Genomic DNA, 15,706 nt, shown 5'->3' with positions numbered 1-15,706 from the left:
ATCTCCGGACGCCTGCTACCTTGCCCGCATGACCTTCCTCCGTGCGTAGAACTCCGGTGCTTCCACGCCCCGTTGAGTTCTCACGCATGCCCGGAGGAGTTCCCTCATGTACGCCGCTGTCCTGCGGACCCCGTATGCCCTGCGCACGTTCGGCGCCGCCCTGCTCGGACGCCTCTCGTACGGGACCGTCTCGCTGTCCCTGATGCTCGCGGCCAAGGCGGCCACCGGCTCCTACGCCGTCGCGGGCACCGTCATGGCGGTCTTCGGCACCGCCAGCGTCCTCCTGTCACCGTTGCGCGCCCGGTTCATCGACCGGTACGGGCCGCGCCGCGCGCTGACCCCCATGGCCCTCGGGTACGCGGCCCTGCTCGGCGTGGTCGCCGCCGTGACCTGGCGCCCCGGGGCACCTGGGCCGCTGCTCGCCGTCCTGGCCCTGTGCGCGGGGGCCGCGACGCCGCCGCTGGGCCCGACGATGCGTACCGTCTGGTCCCGGCTCCTGCCCGACCGGCGGCTGTTGCAGCGCGCCTACAGCCTCGACGGAGTCGCGGAGGAGCTGCTGTTCGTCTCCGGACCGCTCGTCGTGGGCGTGCTCGTGCTGTTCGCGCCGCCCGCGTCCGGGATCGCGCTGAGCGCCGGGCTCGTCGCCGCCGGGACGCTGATGTTCGTGGCCTCGCCCCTGGTGGGGGCGGTGCCCCCGGCGGACCGCGCGCGGCGGGAGCGGGGCCGGGTCGTGGGCCGGCTCGCCCGGCCGGTGGCCGTGGTGCTCGGGGCCGGCGTCGCGCTCGGCGCGGCCGACCTGCTCGTGCTGGCCTTCGCCGAGGACCGGGGGCGGGCGGACGCCGCCGCCTGGGTCCTCGCCGCCCTGTCGGCGGGCAGCGCCGTGGGCGGCCTCGCCAACGGCGCGGTGGACTGGCGCCGCCCGGCCGCCCACCGGCTGACCCTTGCGGCCCTCGGGCTGGCCGCGTCCCTGGGCGCCGCGGCGCTCGCACCCGGCCTGCTCGTCCTCGCGGGGGCGGCGGCGTGCGTGGGCCTGTTCGTCACACCCGCTCTGACGACCGCCTACCTGATCGCCGACGAGTCGGTCGATCCGGGCCTGCGCACGCAGGCGGGCGTCTGGGTCAACACGGCGTTCAACGCGGGCAGTTCCGGCGGCACGGCGGCCATGGGCCTCCTGGTGGGCCGTGCCCCGCTGCCGCTCTGCTTCATGGTGGCGGCAGCGGCCCCGCTGCTGGCGGCCGCGGTCGCGGCACTCCAGCCCGCCCCGGCACGCACGGCCCCGGCCACACCCGGGCTTCCGGCGCCGGACGAGCCGGGTCCGGTCAGGTGAGGCCCCGCCGTTCGGACGAGGGGCGGCGGAGCGCCGTGACCCGCGCGGGAAAAGGACCTCAGTCGTCGTCGCCGTCGTCACCCTCGTCGTCCGCCGAGTGATCCACGGTCACCGAACCCGACTGGAGGTCGACCCGCCAGTCCTGCTGCTTCCCGTTCGTGGACGTGGTCTCGACCTCCCACGCCGTGACGGCCCCGTCGTCCTCCGCGTCGACCGAGGTCACCACGCCCTTGCCGGCGGCAGCCCGCGCCGCGTCCCCGGCGGACGCCGAGGCACCCTTCAGCGCGGAGGTGACCCGCGCCGCGTCCCCGTCGTCGTCCTTCTCGGTGTGCGAGCCGAGCACCTTCCCCGTACCGGGATCGACGTCGACGTCGTGCCACGTGTCGCCGCCGCCGATGACGTCGACCTCCCAGACCAGGCGGCCGTCGTCGGAGTCGAGGTCGGCGCCGGCCGCGGTGCCCGGGGTGTGCTTCAGGGCGGCGGCGATCGCGTCCTCGGCGCTCACCTCGGCGCCCTTCGCCTCGTTCGCGTTCTCCTGCGCGTCGCTGACACCGTCGTCCTTGACCCGCACACTCGACCGCGGGCCCGACGACGGGCCGTCCTCGGCGACGGCCACCGTGGTGGCGGTGCCCGCGCCCAGCACGACGACGGCGGCGATGGCGGCGATGGCGGTCGTACGGCGCTTCATGAGGTTCTCCAGTTCGTCGTCCGGAGGAGTGCTCCGGTCGTGTTCCTGCAACGGGAACCAACCTGCCCGAGCGACCCTGAAGCCCCGCTGAAGAAGCCTGAAGGACTCTTCAGCTTCGACCTGCCACCCTCTCCCTATGCGCTTGTTGATCGTCGAGGACGAAAAGCGACTGGCCCTGTCGCTGGCCAGGGGCCTCACCGCCGAGGGCTACGCCGTCGACGTGGTCCACGACGGCCTGGAGGGACTGCACCGGGCGGGCGAGGGCTCGTACGACCTGGTCGTCCTCGACATCATGCTGCCCGGCATGAACGGCTACCGCGTCTGCGCCGCCCTGCGCGCCGCCGGCTCCGACGTGCCGATCCTCATGCTCACCGCCAAGGACGGCGAGTACGACGAGGCCGAGGGGCTCGACACCGGCGCCGACGACTACCTGACGAAACCCTTCTCCTACGTCGTCCTCGTCGCCCGCGTGAAAGCGCTGCTGCGGCGCCGGGGCAGCGCGGGCGGCGCCTCGCCCGTGCACACCGTCGGACCGTACGCGGTGGACACCGCGGCGCGCCGGGTCAGCCACGAGGAGCACGGCGAGATCGCCCTGACCGCCAAGGAGTTCTCGGTCCTGGAACAGCTCGTGCTGCGCGCCGGGGAGGTCGTGTCCAAGGGCGACATCCTGGAACACGTGTGGGACTTTGCCTACGAGGGCGATCCGAACATCGTCGAGGTGTATATAAGCGCCCTGCGCCGCAAGCTGGGCGCCTCCCTCATCCGGACCGTGCGCGGCGCGGGCTACCGTCTGGAGGCCCCCCGGTGAGGCGGGCCCTCGGCTCGGTGCGGGCGCGTGCGGCCCTTGCCGCCACCCTCGTCGTCGCGGTCGCCCTCGTCGCGGCCGGCACCGCCGTGCTGCTCGCCCTGCGCACCGACCTCACCGGCCGGGCGGACGACGCCGCGGACTCGGCCGCGCGCCGTGTGGCCACCGCCCTGGCCACCGGGACCGCGCCCGGCGCCCTGGACCTGGACGACGACGACCAGCCCGTGCAGGTCGTCGACGAGGACGGGAGGCTGCTGGCCGCCACCGAGGACCTGCGGCGGATCAGCGGCACCGGCACGAGCGCGGTGCGGCCGGTCCGGGCCACGGCCGACGACGACGCGGACGACGACGGCGGCCGCGCGGGCGGCAAGGTCGCCGACACCACCAGGCACAGCGACGGCAGCGCGACCGTCGACGACGACACCGCCGACTACCGGTTCGCCGCGCTGGAGGTGGAGGACACCGCGTACGGCGACCTGACCGTGTACGCGGGCAGCCCCCGCGACGCCGAACAGGGAGCCGTGTCCACGGCGCTGACCGCCATGCTCATCGGCTTCCCGGTCCTGCTCGTCGTGGTGGGGGCGGTCACCTGGCTGGTGACGCGGCGCGCGCTGCGGCCCGTGGAGGGCATCCGCGCCGAGATGGCCGCCGTCACCGCCTCCCAGGACCTGGCGCGCCGGGTCCCCGAGCCCGCGACGCACGACGAGGTGGCCCGCCTCGCGCGGACGACGAACGAGACCCTGGCTGCGCTGGAGGCCTCCGTCGAGCGCCAGCGCCGGTTCGTCGCGGACGCCTCGCACGAGCTGCGCAGCCCGATCGCGAGCCTGCGCACCCAGCTCGAAGTGGGCGCGGCGCACCCGGAGTTGCTCGATCTGGACGGCGCGGTCGAGGACACCGTCCGGCTCCAGGAACTGGCGGCCGATCTGCTGCTGCTGGCCCGGCTCGACGCGGGGGAGCGGCCCGGCGGCGCCGACGTGGACCTCGCGGCGCTGGTCCGCGAGGAGCTGTCGCAGCGGACCGGGGACCGCCACCCGGTTGCGGTGGAGGTGCGGGACGGCGCCCGGGTGAGCGGCTCCCGCGGGCAGTTGGCGCGGGTGCTCGGCAATGTGGTGGACAACGCGCAGCGGCACGCCCGCAGCGGTGTGCGGGTGGCGGTGGCCGCCGAGGGGGAGCGGGTGCTCCTGACCGTCGCCGACGATGGGGACGGCGTGCCGGAAAGCGAGCGGGAGCGGATCTTCGAGCGGTTCGTCCGGCTCGACGACGCCCGGTCCCGGGACGGCGGCGGGGCCGGTCTGGGCCTCGCCATCGCCCGGGACGTGGCGGTGCGGCACGGCGGGGCGCTGACGGTGGGCGCCGCGCCCGGCGGCGGAGCCCTGTTCACGCTCGGGCTGCCCCGGGCACGGCCCGCGGGCCGTGCCTGAGCCTCAGGTGGTGAGATCTGTTCGGAAAAGGTGGACCACGGAGGAAGCCGGCGGTCCTTGGGGGCCCACGGGATTCGCAGGTGTCACGGTTTGCCGCGCTGCGAACGCAGGTGGTCCGCGATGGGGGCCAGCGCCCGGTGCAGGTGGCCCAGGTCGCCCGGCGGGACGAGATCGACGAAGTGCTGCCGCACGGACGCCACATGGTGCGGGGCGACCTTCTGCATCGTCTCCAGACCGAAGTCGGTGAGTACGGTGTAGAGGCCGCGCCGGTCCGACTCGCAGTTCTCGCGGCGCACCAGACCCGCGTTCTCCATGCGGGTGATCTGGTGCGAGAGCCGGCTCTTGGACTGCAGGGTCGCCGCGGCCAGATCGCTCATCCGCATCCGGAGCTCCTCGGCCTCGGAGAGGTTCACCAGGATCTCGTAGTCGTTCATCGTCAGGCCGAAGGGCTGGAGATCCTTCTCCAGCTGGTAGTTCAGCAGCCTGTTGACCTCCAGGTGGGTGCGCCAGGCGCACTGTTCCTCGTCGGTCAGCCACTGCGTGGCCGTTTCGGTCTCCATGAAATCGATTCTACCTAAGAAGTTGAAAGGCGAACGAACGTCGGGGTTGTGACGCCTCACACCCTCGTCGTGGCGACGCCACGGAAAGGGGTCACGCGTTCGACGTCACACTCCGCAGACTACCGCTCACAGCCCGAAGCGACGCTGGAGGTCCCCGAGCTGTCCGGGAAGACGCGGTGCCGGTGGCTGACCCGGGCCCGCGCCCGGCCCACCCCCCGGAACACCCGCCTGGTGCGGCACGTCACCCGTCGCGCGTTCGGGCATCAGCGCCTCGCTGGACTGCAGCAGGACCGTCCCGGCGCCCACGAACTCGAACTGGTGCTCCTCGCCGGAGACCCCGCCGACGCCCGTCATCGCACGTAGACCGCCGATCACGCCGGTCAGGTACGCGTGGTCGTAGTGGTGGCACGGCGAGGGGCAGTCGGCCCAGCCGACGAGCGCCTGTGGATCCACCCGCAGCGGCGGCTCCATGAAGACGACCGGACCGTTCGACGCGGCGACGAATTTGCCGGTGCCAATGAGCGTCAGGAAGCCCGGCACGATCGATTGCTTCAGCGCGAGAGTTGGCTGAAAAGCGAGCAGATTCCCGGCACGGATGGTCAGATTGCCGTCATCCAGGTCGTAGGAGTTCACGTCGAAGGCCCGGTCCGCGAGGAGCATCTTGCCGCTGCCCTCCGCCACCACCCAGTCGCTCGCGTGCAGCGGCGAATGGAACGAGGTGCGCACCAGCCGGTCGAGCCGTCCGTGTCCGACGCCGTTGAACTCCATCCGCCCGTAATAGGCGATCATCTTGCCCTTCTGCAGGAACCACTGACTGCCCTTGAGTTCCACGCAGAAGGTGTAGTTGTTGACGTTGTCGTCGACGGGCAGGGTCGCCGGGTCGTACACCACGGGTCCGGTTGTCACAGCTTCTCCTCCGAGGCCTGGACGTACACCGCGCCGCTCCCGCTCAGCTCCAGCTGGAACGCCTCGCCGCTGCCGCGGCCCACCATGTCCCGCCAGCCGAGGGCCGTGGACAGCTTGTTGCGCACGTCCCCGTGGTGGGCGACGTACGCCTGCGGGTCGACGTGCACGGACCGGCCCGGGGTGATCGGCACCTCGATGACGCCGCCGTGCGCCATCACGGCCACCGACCCCTGGCCCTGGAGCGTCGTGGTGAACAGCCCCTGGCCGGTGACCTGGCCGCGCACCATGCCCATCACGCCGCCCTGCGCGCCCATGAACATCGTGCCCTGGCGCAGCGTCCCGTCGAAGGCGAGCAGCCGGTCCGCCTCCACGTACAGGGTGTCGCCGGAGAGCGTGATCACCTGCACGTGGTGGCCGCCGTGCCCGAACAGCACGGTCCCGCTGCCCTCGACGGTCATCAGCGGCGTCGCCTCGTTCGCCACCCGCCGGCCGAGCATGGACATCACGCCGCCCTGCCCGCCCTGGACGTTCGGCGTGAAGGACACGTCCCCCTTGTACGCGAGCATCGCGCCACGCTGGCTGTAGAGCCGCTGCCCGGGCAGGACGGTCGCCTCGATCATCTTCGAGTTGATCTCACGGAAGGGCATCTCACACATCCCCCGCGATCGTGGTGCGCTCACTGGGCTGGACGTAGACGAGCCCGTCGCCCTCGAACCGGATCTGGAACGCCTCGCCGCCGCCCTCCCCCAGGAACGTACGGAAGGTGACCCCCGACTGGAGGGTCTGGTGCAGGTTTCCCTGGTGCGCGACGTACGCGCCCGGGTCGACCGTCAGCGGGAAGTCGCGGCTGACGCGGAGCACCACCGCCGGGCCGTCGCTCATGATCGCGGCCTGGCCGTGCCCCTCGACGGTCGTGGTGAACAGACCGTTGCCCTGCGAGGCGCCGCGCACCCCGGTGAAGGTGGTGCCGGTGCGCAGCCCCGCGGCCGTGCACAGCAGGTTGCCCGACTCGACGTAGAGCTTGTCGCCGCGCAGCTCCACCAGGTTGATCTCACTGGCCCGGTCGGCGAACCAGCAGGTGCCCTGGCCCGTCACCTCCATCACCACCATCTGCTCGCCGGTGATGCGGCGGGTCACCATCCCGCGTATCCCCTCACCCCCACCGCTCAGCTTCTTGAACGTCATCCGGCCGTCGTACGCGACCATCGACCCGTTCTTCGCCTTCACGCCGTCGCCCGTCATGTCGACGGCGAGCATCTTGCTGCCCTGCAGCCGGAACGTTGCCACGGATCGAAGGTAACCGGCCCGGGGAGCCCGCCGACAGGCCCCGCGGGACGCGGTGCCACAATGAGGCACGCTTGTGCGTGCGTTCACAAGATCGTCGCCCGCACCACCGCCCGCCCGCTGCTCCTGCCGAAGGTGACCCGTGGACATCAAGACCGCCTCCGCCCTCCGACGCCTCCGCCTGGTCTCCGCGCCCGAGGCCGTCTCGTTCCTGCTGCTCATCGTCTGCTCGGTGCTGAAGCGCACGACCGACTTCAACGCGGTGCCGGTCATGGGCATGGTGCACGGCATCCTCTTCGTGCTCTACGTGATCTTCTGGCTGGACGCCTGGAACCGCGCGAAGTGGCCGCTGGGCCGGGCCGCCCTCTACTTCGTCCTCTCCGTCCTGCCCACCGGCGGCTTCTTCGCCGAGCGCAAGCTCAAGCGCGAGGCCGAGAGCGCCGTCGACCGGGCGATCGCCGCCCGCGCCCGCCAGGAAGGGATCGTGAACGCATGATCGTCGCCTTCTCCGTGACCCCGCTCGGGGTCGGCGAGGACGTGGGGGAGTACGTGGCCGACGCGGTCCGCGTGGTGCGCGACTGCGGCCTGCCCCACCGCACCGACGCGATGTTCACCTCCGTCGAGGGCGAGTGGGACGAGGTCATGGACGTCGTCAAGCGCGCCGTGGCGGCCGTCGAGGCGCGGGCGCCCCGGGTGTCGCTGGTGCTGAAGGCGGACCTCCGGCCCGGCGTCACGGACGGCCTGACCTCGAAGGTCGCCACCGTCGAGCGGTACCTCGCGCAGGACTGAGCGGTACCGCGCTCAAGGCTGAGCGGGGCCGGGCGGTCAAAGGGCGAGACGGGGCTGACCGGCATATGACCGGCCGGTAAGGTCGGGTCCGTGCCGAAGCCGCTCAGTCTTGCCTTCGATCCCATCGCCCGCGCCGACGAACTGTGGAAGCAGCGCTGGGGATCCGTGCCCTCCATGGGTGCGATCACCTCGATCATGCGCGCCCACCAGATCCTGCTGGGCGAGGTCGACGCCGTCGTGAAGCCGTACGGACTGACCTTCGCGCGCTACGAGGCCCTGGTGCTGCTCACCTTCTCCAAGGAGGGGGAGCTGCCCATGTCGAAGATCGGCGAGCGGCTCATGGTGCACCCCACCTCCGTCACCAACACGGTCGACCGGCTGGTGCGCTCGGGCCTGGTCGCCAAGCGCCCGAACCCCAACGACGGCCGCGGCACGCTGGCCACCATCACCGACAAGGGCCGCGAGGTCGTCGAGTCGGCGACGCGCGACTTGATGGCGATGGACTTCGGGCTCGGGGTCTACGACGCCGAGGAGTGCGGCGAGATCTTCGCGATGCTGCGGCCCCTGCGGGTGGCGGCGCACGACTTCGACGAGGCGTGACCGGGCCCGGCTGAAGATCGCGCAAATCGGGCGGTTACGCTCGACCCATGAAGAAGAGCGTGCTGACCCGCTACCGCGTCATGGCCTACGTGACCGGTGTGCTCCTGGTCCTCCTGTGTCTCGGCATGATCGCCAAGTACGCGCTCGGTATCGACGGCGCGGCGGACGCCACGCGCGTCATCGCCATCGCGCACGGCTGGCTGTACGTCATCTACCTGGTGTTCGCCTTCGACCTCGGGTCCAAGGCGAAGTGGCCGGTCGGCAAGCAGCTGTGGGTCCTCATCGCGGGCACCATCCCGACCGCCGCCTTCTTCGTGGAGCGCAAGGTCTCCGCGGAGCTGGAGGCCAAGGTCGCCGACGACGGCACGAAGCTCGCCCGGGCCTGATACAGGACCGCTCGCATCCGTACGAGGTGCGAGCGGTTCGCCATCGACATTTACTAGGACGTCCTAGTAAATTGGTCTCCATGGGAAGCATGGACGCTGACGCCATCGCGGAGGGCCGCCGCCGCTGGCAGGCCCGGTACGACTCCGCCCGCAAGCGGGACGCCGACTTCACCACCCTCTCGGGTGACCCGGTCGAGCCGGTCTACGGGCCCAGGCCCGGGGACACGTACGAGGGCTTCGAGCGGATCGGGTGGCCCGGCGAGTACCCCTTCACGCGCGGCCTGCACCCGACCGGCTACCGGGGCCGCACCTGGACCATCCGCCAGTTCGCCGGGTTCGGCAACGCCCAGCAGACGAACGAGCGCTACAAGATGATCCTGGCCGCCGGCGGCGGCGGGCTCTCGGTCGCCTTCGACATGCCCACGCTGATGGGCCGCGACTCCGACGACCCGCGCTCCCTCGGCGAGGTCGGACACTGCGGCGTCGCCATCGACTCCGCCGCCGACATGGAGGTCCTCTTCCAGGACATCCCGCTCGGCGACGTCACCACCTCGATGACGATCAGCGGCCCCGCCGTCCCCGTCTTCTGCATGTACCTCGTCGCGGCGGAGCGCCAGGGCGTCGACCCGGCCGTGCTCAACGGCACGCTCCAGACCGACATCTTCAAGGAGTACATCGCGCAGAAGGAGTGGCTCTTCCAGCCCGAGCCGCACCTGCGCCTGATCGGCGACCTGATGGAGCACTGCGCCGCGTCCATCCCGGCGTACAAGCCGCTCTCGGTCTCCGGGTACCACATCCGCGAGGCGGGCTCCACGGCCGCGCAGGAACTGGCCTACACGCTGGCCGACGGGTTCGGCTACGTCGAGCTGGGCCTGGCGCGCGGCCTCGACGTCGACCACTTCGCCCCCGGCCTCAGCTTCTTCTTCGACGCGCACCTCGACTTCTTCGAGGAGATCGCCAAGTTCCGCGCGGCGCGGCGGATCTGGGCCCGCTGGATGCGCGACGTGTACGGCGCGACCACCGACAAGGCGCAGTGGCTGCGCTTCCACACGCAGACCGCCGGGGTCTCGCTCACCGCCCAGCAGCCGTACAACAACGTGGTGCGTACGGCGGTGGAGGCGCTCGCAGCGGTGCTCGGCGGCACCAACTCGCTGCACACGAACGCCCTCGACGAGACGCTCGCGCTCCCCAGCGAGCAGGCCGCCGAGATCGCCCTGCGCACGCAGCAGGTGCTGATGGAGGAGACCGGCGTCGCCAACGTCGCGGACCCGCTCGGCGGCGCCTGGTACGTGGAGCAGCTCACCGACCGCATCGAGGCCGACGCCGAGAAGATCTTCGACCAGATCAGGGAGCGCGGGCTGCGGGCCCACCCCGACGGGCAGCACCCCATCGGCCCGATCACCTCCGGCATCCTGCGCGGCATCGAGGACGGCTGGTTCACCGGCGAGATCGCCGAGTCCGCCTTCCAGTACCAGAAGTCCCTGGAGAAGGGCGACAAGCGGGTCGTCGGGGTCAACGTCGCGCATGGTTCCGTCACCGGTGACCTGGAGATCCTGCGGGTCAGCCACGAGGTGGAGCGGGAGCAGGTACGAGCCCTGGCGGGCCGCAAGGCCGCCCGGGACGAGGTCGCTGTGCGCGGGGCGCTGGATCGGATGCTGGATGCGGCGCGGGACGGGTCGAACATGATCGGGCCGATGCTTGATGCGGTTCGGGTGGAGGCGACGCTGGGGGAGATCTGCGGGGTGCTCCGGGACGAGTGGGGCGTCTATACGGAGCCGGCCGGGTTCTGACCCGGGGTCGTTGTCCGGCCGCGGGCGGGTCGGGTCTGGTCGCGCAGTTCCTCGCGCCCCTGAAAAGACTTCGGCTGACGCGCCGTCGTGGTTGCTCGCGCAGTTCCCCGCGCCCCTGAGATGCGCACTGCGTGCGCTATCTCAGCGGCCCCCAGGGGCAGCGCCGCCTGAGGCAGCGGCGAAGCCGCAAGCCTCCAGGGGCGCGGGGAACGGCGCGAGAAGCCCCACCGGGCCGCGGACGAAAGAGGAGGGCGCACGGAGTGCGCCTTTCGGGGGCGCGGGGAACGGCGCGAGAAGCCCCGCTCGGCCGCAGACGAACGGTGGGCGCACGTAGTGCGCTTTTCAGGGGCGCGGGGAACTGCGCGACCAGCCCCCACCGGGCCCGCGGTCGAACGACTTGGGGCGCACGGGGTGCGCCTTTCGGGGGCGCGGGGAACGGCGCGAGAAGCCCCGCTCGGCCGCAGACGAACGGTGGGCGCACGTAGTGCGCTTTCCAGGGGCGCGGGGAACTGCGCGACCAGCCCCCACCGGGCCCGCGGTCGAACGACTTGGGGCGCACGGGGTGCGCCTTTCGGGGGCGCGGGGAACTGCGCGAGAAGCCCCGCCGGGCCGCGGGCGAAGAACCACCCGTGCCGCGCGGCAGGCACATACAGAACCTCAGCCCCGCGGGGAGGACGCCGAAAAGGTCACCCGGAAGAGCGCCCCGCCCCCCACCGCGGCCTCCGCGGAGACCTCCGCCCCATGCGCCCGCGCGATCTGCCGGACCATCGCAAGACCGAGCCCCGAGCCGGGCAACGCCCGAGCCCCCTCGGCCCGGTAGAACCGGTCGAAGACATGCGGCAGGTCCCCAGGAGCGATCCCGGGCCCGTGATCCCGCACCGTCAACTCCCGCCGGGTCAGCACGACCTCGACGGGCCCGCCACCCGGAGGGGTGAACTTCGCCGCGTTGCCGAGCAGGTTCGCCACCAGCCGGGACAGCCGCGACGGCACCCCCGGCAGGGTCACGCCCTCCGCCTCCGGCAGGACCGTGAGCGTGAAGGAGACCGCGGGCCAGTGCGCCCGGGCCGCCCGCACCGCGTGCGCGACCAGCGGGGCGAGCGCGACCTCCTCCACGAGCGGCCGCGGCTCCTCGTCACGGGCCAGCTCGATCAAGTCGTTGACCAGGGACGTCACTTCGTGGATCTGCCGGCCGAGCGCCGAAGAGGCCCGCTCCCGCTGAGCCGGGGTCAACCGGTCGGCCCGCGCCAGCAGCTCCGCATTGGTGCGCAGCGCCGTCAACGGCGTCCGCAACTCGTGCGACGCGTCCGCGACGAGCCGCCGCCGGGCCGCCACCGACTCCTCCAGCTCACCGAGCATCGTGTTGAACGAGGCCGCCAGCCGCGACAGTTCGTCCCGGCGCCCCGGCGGCAGGTCGATGCGCGTACGGGCGTCCCGGGTCGCCGCGATCCGCTCCGCGGTGGCCGTGAGCCGGGCGACCGGCGCCAGCCCGCGCCGCGCCACCCAGTAACCGCCCGCCGCCGCGAGCAGCACCCCCGCCACACTGATCGCGGCCAGCAGCACGGTCGCCTGCCGCAGCCCCTTCGCCGTCGGGTCCGACCGCAGCGCCACTTGCAGGGCCGTGCCGGCGCGACCACCCGTGTACGGCGTCGTCAGCATCCGCACCCGGTGGCCCTGGAGCGCGAGGTCCGTGTAGTACGGCGCGCGCGTGCCCGCGGCGACGGCCCGTGTGGCGCCGGTGACCGGCAGGAGGTACGGCTCGCCGGGGTCGTCCGCCGGCCCTGCGGGGACCAGCTGGGCGCAGGCCGGGGCCGCCAGGTACCGGCACTCGCCGGAGAGCACGCCGGGCGGCTCGCCCCGGTTCTGCTGCGTGGCCAGGGTCGCGGCCTGGGCCAGCTGGAGTTCGAGCTGGTGCCCGAGCTCGTAGCGGATCACCGCGTACGAGGCCACGCACACGCCCACCGTGATCAGCGCGACCGTGGCGCAGGCCAGCAGCGCGAGACGGGTGCGCAGCGGGGTGCGGTCCCTGCCCCGGGCCCGCCGCCCCCGCGCCTGCCTCTCGGCCCCGTCCCCGCTCACGGCGTGCCCAGCCGGTACCCGACTCCGTGGACCGTGTGCAGCAACCGCGGCTCCCCGGGCCCCTCCAGCTTGCGCCGCAAGTAACCGACGTACACCGCGAGGGAGTTGGACTCCGGCCCGAAGTCGCGTCCCCACACCGCCTCGTGGATCACCTCGCGCGGCAGCACCTGCCCGGCGTTGCGCACCAGGACCTCCAGGAGCGCGAACTCCGTACGGCTGAACTCCAGGGCCCGGCCCCCGCGCCGGCCCGCGCGGGTCCGCGGGTCGACGACGAGGTCGCCGTAGGAGAGCGTCCCGGGGGAGTCGTCGGGCGCCGGGTCGGCGGCCGCCCGGCGCAGCAGCGCCCGCACCCGCGCCACCAGCTCGTCCAGGGCGAAGGGTTTGACCAGGTAGTCGTCGGCGCCCGCGTCGAGCCCGTCCACCCGCTCGCTCACCGAGTCGAGCGCGGTGAGCACCAGCACGGGGGTGCGGTCGCCCACGGCCCGCATCTGCCGGCACACCGCCAGCCCGTCCAGGACCGGCATCATCACGTCGAGGACGACGACGTCCGGCTCCCAGTGCGCGAGCGCGCTCAGCGCCCGCTGCCCGTCCGGCGCGCCCCGCACGACGTACCCCTCGACGCTCAGCGCGTCCTCCACCGCCGAGCGGACCTCGGGATCGTCGTCCACGACCAGCACCTTGGCCGCCCCGCGCTCGCTCGCTGTTCTCATGGTCACCACGGTGCCAAACCGGGCTCTTAAAACCCTCTTAGAGCACCCCGCGACGCTCACTTCTCATGCGAAGCGACTCGCGCAGCGCCCTGCGCACCCCTTTGTCCGTCGTCATCGGCGCGGGCGGCACCGGCGGCCACATCTACCCAGGGCTCGCCCTCGCGGACGCCCTGCGCCGGGCCGTCCCCGACGCGGTGATCTCCTTCGTCGGCACCGAACGCGGCCTGGAGACCCGGCTGATCCCGGCCGCCGGCTACCGCCTGCACACCGTCGACATGATCCCGTTCGACCCCTCCCTCGGCGCCCGCCGCTACCTCCTGCCCGCGGCGCTGCTGAAGTCCGGCGCCCAGTGCAAGGCCGTCCTGCGCGCGCAGGGCGCCCAGGTCGCGGTCGGCATGGGCGGCTACCCCAGCGCACCCGTCATCGTGGGTGCCCGCATGGCGGCGCTGCCGAGCCTCATCCACGAGTCCAACGCGGTCCCCGGCCGCGCCAACCGGTTCGCCGCCCGCCTCACCCCGCACCTCGCCGTCGCCTTCGACCGCAGCCGCGCCCACCTGCCCGGCGGCGCCCGGGCGCACACCACGGGCATGCCCATCGCCGCCGCCCTCGCGGACCTGGACCGGTCCGCCCTGCGCGACCCGGCCCGCCGCGCACTCGGCGTCTCCGACGGCGCCCGGCTCGTCCTCGTCAACGGCGGCAGCCTCGGCGCGGCCCGCCTGACGGAGGCTGCGGTGGGCCTGGCAGCCCGCTGGCGCGGCCGCACGGACGTCCACCTCCTCATCAAGACGGGCCCGACCGCCCTCGACGACACCCGGCGCCGGCTCCTCGGCACCCCCGCGGTCGCCGTCCCCTACCTCGACCGGATGGACCTCGCCTACGCCGCCGCCGACCTGGTGGTGTGCCGGGCGGGCTCGGCGACCGTCGCCGAGCTGGCCACGACGCGGGTCCCGGCCGTCCTCGTCCCGTACCCGCACGCGCCGGGCGACCACCAGACCCACAACGCGCGGGTGCTCAGCGACCCGGGCGCGGGCCTCCTGCTGCCCGACGCCGACACCACCCCCGACAGCCTCGCGGCCCTCGTCGAACCGCTGCTCGCCGCCCCGGCGCGGCTGGCGGCGATGTCGGCGGCCGCGCCGCAGGGGCCGCACGCCGGGGCGGCCGGCCTCCTGGCGGACCACGTCATCGAACTCGCAGGAAAGAAAAGGGAGTTGCAGTACATATGAACACGACGACAACCAGCTGGGCGGGGCGCACGGTCCTCGTCACCGGGGCCGAGGGCTTCATCGGCTCGACCCTCGTCGACCTGCTCCTGGACGCGGGCGCACACGTCCGCGCCTTCGTCCACTACAAGCCGTACGCCGACAAGGGCCACCTCGCCCACCTCCTCGACGACCCCCGCGTCGAGTTCCTGGCCGGCGACGTCCGCGACGCGGGCCGCGTCCACGACGCGGTCGCCGGCTGCGACACGGTCTTCCACCTCGCCGCGCTCATCGGCATCCCGTACTCGTACGACTCGCCGGGCGCCTACGTCCACACGAACGTGGCCGGTACCGAGAACGTCGCCGAGGCCTGCCGCCGCCACGCGGTCCGCCGCCTCGTCCACACCTCCACGAGCGAGGTCTACGGCACGGCGCTGACGGCCCCGATCTCCGAGGACCACCCGCTCCAGCCGCAGTCCCCGTACTCCGCCTCGAAGATCGGCGCGGACATGATGGCGCTCTCCCACTGGCACGCCTTCGAACTCCCCGTGACGGTGGTCCGCCCCTTCAACACCTACGGTCCCCGCCAGTCGGCCCGCGCCGTGATCCCCACGATCCTCGCCCAACTCCACTCAGGTGCCCGCGAGATCAGGCTCGGCTCGCTGACCCCGACCCGCGACTTCACGTACGTCACGGACACGGCCCGCGGCTTCCTGGCGGTGGCGGAGTGCGACCGCGCGCTCGGCCAGGTCGTCAACCTCGGCACGGGCCAGGAGATCTCGATCGGCGCCCTTGCCGAGGCCCTCATCCAGGCCTCCGGCCAGGACGCCCGAGTGGTGACCGACCCGACCCGCCTGCGCCCTGCGGGAAGCGAGGTCCACCGCTTGCTCTCGGACAACATGCGGGCCCGCGAATGGGCCGGCTGGGCACCGGAAGTCACGCTGACCGAGGGTCTGCGGCGGACGTCCGCCTGGGTGGCGCGGCACCTGGAGCTGTTCGCGCCCGGCCGGTACCAGGTCTGACCTGCGAGGACGTACGAGGTCAGGGCCGAGGTGGCCGGAGAGGGCGGAACGCCTGACCTCGCCACGGCCCGTGACCACCCGTCACACCTGGCGTGTTTGTGCTGTTCCGGGGCGGGGTGGGGCCGCCCAGGAAAGCTTGCCCC

17 protein-coding genes are annotated in these 15,706 nt (G+C 72.8%); 10 read left to right on the top strand and 7 right to left on the bottom strand.

Features of this window, described 5'->3' with window-relative positions:
• The first annotated feature begins 106 nt into the window (after positions 1-106).
• Positions 107-1,327 (top strand): MFS transporter, encoded by a 1,221-nt coding sequence (locus ACIBW6_RS33140; RefSeq protein ID WP_399066295.1) that lies wholly within the window; start codon positions 107-109, stop codon positions 1,325-1,327.
• 58 nt (positions 1,328-1,385) lie between these two features.
• On the opposite strand, the gene ACIBW6_RS33135 is transcribed toward ACIBW6_RS33140, so the two are convergent.
• A complete protein-coding gene (locus ACIBW6_RS33135; protein WP_399066292.1) occupies positions 1,386-2,015 on the bottom strand; it encodes a PepSY domain-containing protein in 630 nt (209 codons plus the stop codon).
• Positions 2,016-2,151: 136 nt separating this feature from the next.
• On the opposite strand from ACIBW6_RS33135, the gene ACIBW6_RS33130 reads away from it, so the two are divergent.
• Positions 2,152-2,823: a response regulator transcription factor gene (locus ACIBW6_RS33130; RefSeq protein WP_399066290.1), complete on the top strand. Its 672-nt coding sequence runs from the start codon at positions 2,152-2,154 to the stop codon at positions 2,821-2,823.
• Positions 2,820-4,241 (top strand): ATP-binding protein, encoded by a 1,422-nt coding sequence (locus ACIBW6_RS33125; RefSeq protein ID WP_399066288.1) that lies wholly within the window; start codon positions 2,820-2,822, stop codon positions 4,239-4,241. The genes ACIBW6_RS33130 and ACIBW6_RS33125 overlap by 4 nt, the downstream gene beginning before the upstream one ends.
• A gap of 83 nt (positions 4,242-4,324) precedes the next feature.
• On the opposite strand, the gene ACIBW6_RS33120 is transcribed toward ACIBW6_RS33125, so the two are convergent.
• The 4 genes from ACIBW6_RS33120 to ACIBW6_RS33105 form a co-directional block, all read right to left on the bottom strand.
• Positions 4,325-4,801 (bottom strand): MarR family winged helix-turn-helix transcriptional regulator, encoded by a 477-nt coding sequence (locus tag ACIBW6_RS33120; protein ID WP_399066286.1) that lies wholly within the window; start codon positions 4,799-4,801, stop codon positions 4,325-4,327.
• Positions 4,802-4,927: 126 nt separating this feature from the next.
• Positions 4,928-5,707, bottom strand: a complete 780-nt coding sequence (locus ACIBW6_RS33115; protein ID WP_399066284.1) for an AIM24 family protein — start codon at positions 5,705-5,707, stop codon at positions 4,928-4,930.
• On the bottom strand, positions 5,704-6,354 hold the full coding sequence (locus ACIBW6_RS33110) for an AIM24 family protein (protein WP_399066393.1): 651 nt from the start codon (positions 6,352-6,354) through the stop codon (positions 5,704-5,706). The genes ACIBW6_RS33115 and ACIBW6_RS33110 overlap by 4 nt, the downstream gene beginning before the upstream one ends.
• A gap of 1 nt (position 6,355) precedes the next feature.
• A complete protein-coding gene (locus tag ACIBW6_RS33105; RefSeq protein WP_399066282.1) occupies positions 6,356-6,994 on the bottom strand; it encodes an AIM24 family protein in 639 nt (212 codons plus the stop codon).
• A gap of 139 nt (positions 6,995-7,133) precedes the next feature.
• On the opposite strand from ACIBW6_RS33105, the gene ACIBW6_RS33100 reads away from it, so the two are divergent.
• From ACIBW6_RS33100 to ACIBW6_RS33080, 5 genes are all read left to right on the top strand, one after another.
• On the top strand, positions 7,134-7,487 hold the full coding sequence (locus tag ACIBW6_RS33100) for a DUF3817 domain-containing protein (RefSeq protein ID WP_399066280.1): 354 nt from the start codon (positions 7,134-7,136) through the stop codon (positions 7,485-7,487).
• Complete coding sequence (locus ACIBW6_RS33095; protein ID WP_399066278.1) at positions 7,484-7,780, top strand: MTH1187 family thiamine-binding protein; 297 nt, start codon at positions 7,484-7,486, stop codon at positions 7,778-7,780. Before ACIBW6_RS33100 ends, ACIBW6_RS33095 begins: the two co-directional genes overlap by 4 nt.
• A gap of 90 nt (positions 7,781-7,870) precedes the next feature.
• Positions 7,871-8,380: a MarR family winged helix-turn-helix transcriptional regulator gene (locus ACIBW6_RS33090; RefSeq protein ID WP_399066276.1), complete on the top strand. Its 510-nt coding sequence runs from the start codon at positions 7,871-7,873 to the stop codon at positions 8,378-8,380.
• A 47-nt stretch (positions 8,381-8,427) separates the two neighbouring features.
• The gene (locus tag ACIBW6_RS33085) at positions 8,428-8,766 is read left to right on the top strand and encodes a DUF3817 domain-containing protein (protein WP_399066275.1); all 339 of its coding nucleotides are present in this window, start codon (positions 8,428-8,430) and stop codon (positions 8,764-8,766) included.
• Between the two features lie 89 nt (positions 8,767-8,855).
• Complete coding sequence (locus ACIBW6_RS33080) at positions 8,856-10,556, top strand: methylmalonyl-CoA mutase (RefSeq protein WP_399066391.1); 1,701 nt, start codon at positions 8,856-8,858, stop codon at positions 10,554-10,556.
• A 657-nt stretch (positions 10,557-11,213) separates the two neighbouring features.
• On the opposite strand, the gene ACIBW6_RS33075 is transcribed toward ACIBW6_RS33080, so the two are convergent.
• Together ACIBW6_RS33075 and ACIBW6_RS33070 are read right to left on the bottom strand one after the other, a co-directional pair.
• Complete coding sequence (locus tag ACIBW6_RS33075; RefSeq protein ID WP_399066273.1) at positions 11,214-12,632, bottom strand: sensor histidine kinase; 1,419 nt, start codon at positions 12,630-12,632, stop codon at positions 11,214-11,216.
• Complete coding sequence (locus tag ACIBW6_RS33070) at positions 12,629-13,342, bottom strand: response regulator transcription factor (RefSeq protein ID WP_399066271.1); 714 nt, start codon at positions 13,340-13,342, stop codon at positions 12,629-12,631. The genes ACIBW6_RS33075 and ACIBW6_RS33070 overlap by 4 nt, the downstream gene beginning before the upstream one ends.
• Before the next feature lie 65 nt (positions 13,343-13,407).
• Here ACIBW6_RS33070 and ACIBW6_RS33065 point away from each other — a divergent pair, with 65 nt between their 5' ends.
• Both ACIBW6_RS33065 and ACIBW6_RS33060 read left to right on the top strand, forming a co-directional pair.
• Complete coding sequence (locus tag ACIBW6_RS33065) at positions 13,408-14,565, top strand: UDP-N-acetylglucosamine--N-acetylmuramyl-(pentapeptide) pyrophosphoryl-undecaprenol N-acetylglucosamine transferase (protein WP_399066269.1); 1,158 nt, start codon at positions 13,408-13,410, stop codon at positions 14,563-14,565.
• On the top strand, positions 14,562-15,563 hold the full coding sequence (locus ACIBW6_RS33060; RefSeq protein WP_399066267.1) for a GDP-mannose 4,6-dehydratase: 1,002 nt from the start codon (positions 14,562-14,564) through the stop codon (positions 15,561-15,563). The genes ACIBW6_RS33065 and ACIBW6_RS33060 overlap by 4 nt, the downstream gene beginning before the upstream one ends.
• Positions 15,564-15,706: the final 143 nt, after the last annotated feature.

This window comes from Streptomyces sp. NPDC049813 (genome assembly GCF_044465085.1).
GTDB lineage: Bacteria > Actinomycetota > Actinomycetes > Streptomycetales > Streptomycetaceae > Streptomyces.
This window is presented reverse-complemented; position numbering and strand designations above follow the sequence as displayed.

Excerpts from the sequence above, each read along its gene's own strand:
- ACIBW6_RS33140 (WP_399066295.1), top strand. The coding sequence starts at position 107 with ATGTACGCCGCTGTCCTGCGGACCCCGTATGCCCTGCGCACGTTCGGC.
- ACIBW6_RS33135 (WP_399066292.1), bottom strand. The coding sequence starts at position 2,015 with ATGAAGCGCCGTACGACCGCCATCGCCGCCATCGCCGCCGTCGTCGTG.
- ACIBW6_RS33130 (WP_399066290.1), top strand. The coding sequence starts at position 2,152 with ATGCGCTTGTTGATCGTCGAGGACGAAAAGCGACTGGCCCTGTCGCTG.
- ACIBW6_RS33120 (WP_399066286.1), bottom strand. The coding sequence starts at position 4,801 with ATGGAGACCGAAACGGCCACGCAGTGGCTGACCGACGAGGAACAGTGC.
- ACIBW6_RS33110 (WP_399066393.1), bottom strand. The coding sequence starts at position 6,354 with ATGCCCTTCCGTGAGATCAACTCGAAGATGATCGAGGCGACCGTCCTG.
- ACIBW6_RS33095 (WP_399066278.1), top strand. The coding sequence starts at position 7,484 with ATGATCGTCGCCTTCTCCGTGACCCCGCTCGGGGTCGGCGAGGACGTG.
- ACIBW6_RS33085 (WP_399066275.1), top strand. The coding sequence starts at position 8,428 with ATGAAGAAGAGCGTGCTGACCCGCTACCGCGTCATGGCCTACGTGACC.
- ACIBW6_RS33080 (WP_399066391.1), top strand. The coding sequence starts at position 8,856 with ATGGACGCTGACGCCATCGCGGAGGGCCGCCGCCGCTGGCAGGCCCGG.
- ACIBW6_RS33070 (WP_399066271.1), bottom strand. The coding sequence starts at position 13,342 with ATGAGAACAGCGAGCGAGCGCGGGGCGGCCAAGGTGCTGGTCGTGGAC.
- ACIBW6_RS33065 (WP_399066269.1), top strand. The coding sequence starts at position 13,408 with ATGCGAAGCGACTCGCGCAGCGCCCTGCGCACCCCTTTGTCCGTCGTC.
- ACIBW6_RS33060 (WP_399066267.1), top strand. The coding sequence starts at position 14,562 with ATGAACACGACGACAACCAGCTGGGCGGGGCGCACGGTCCTCGTCACC.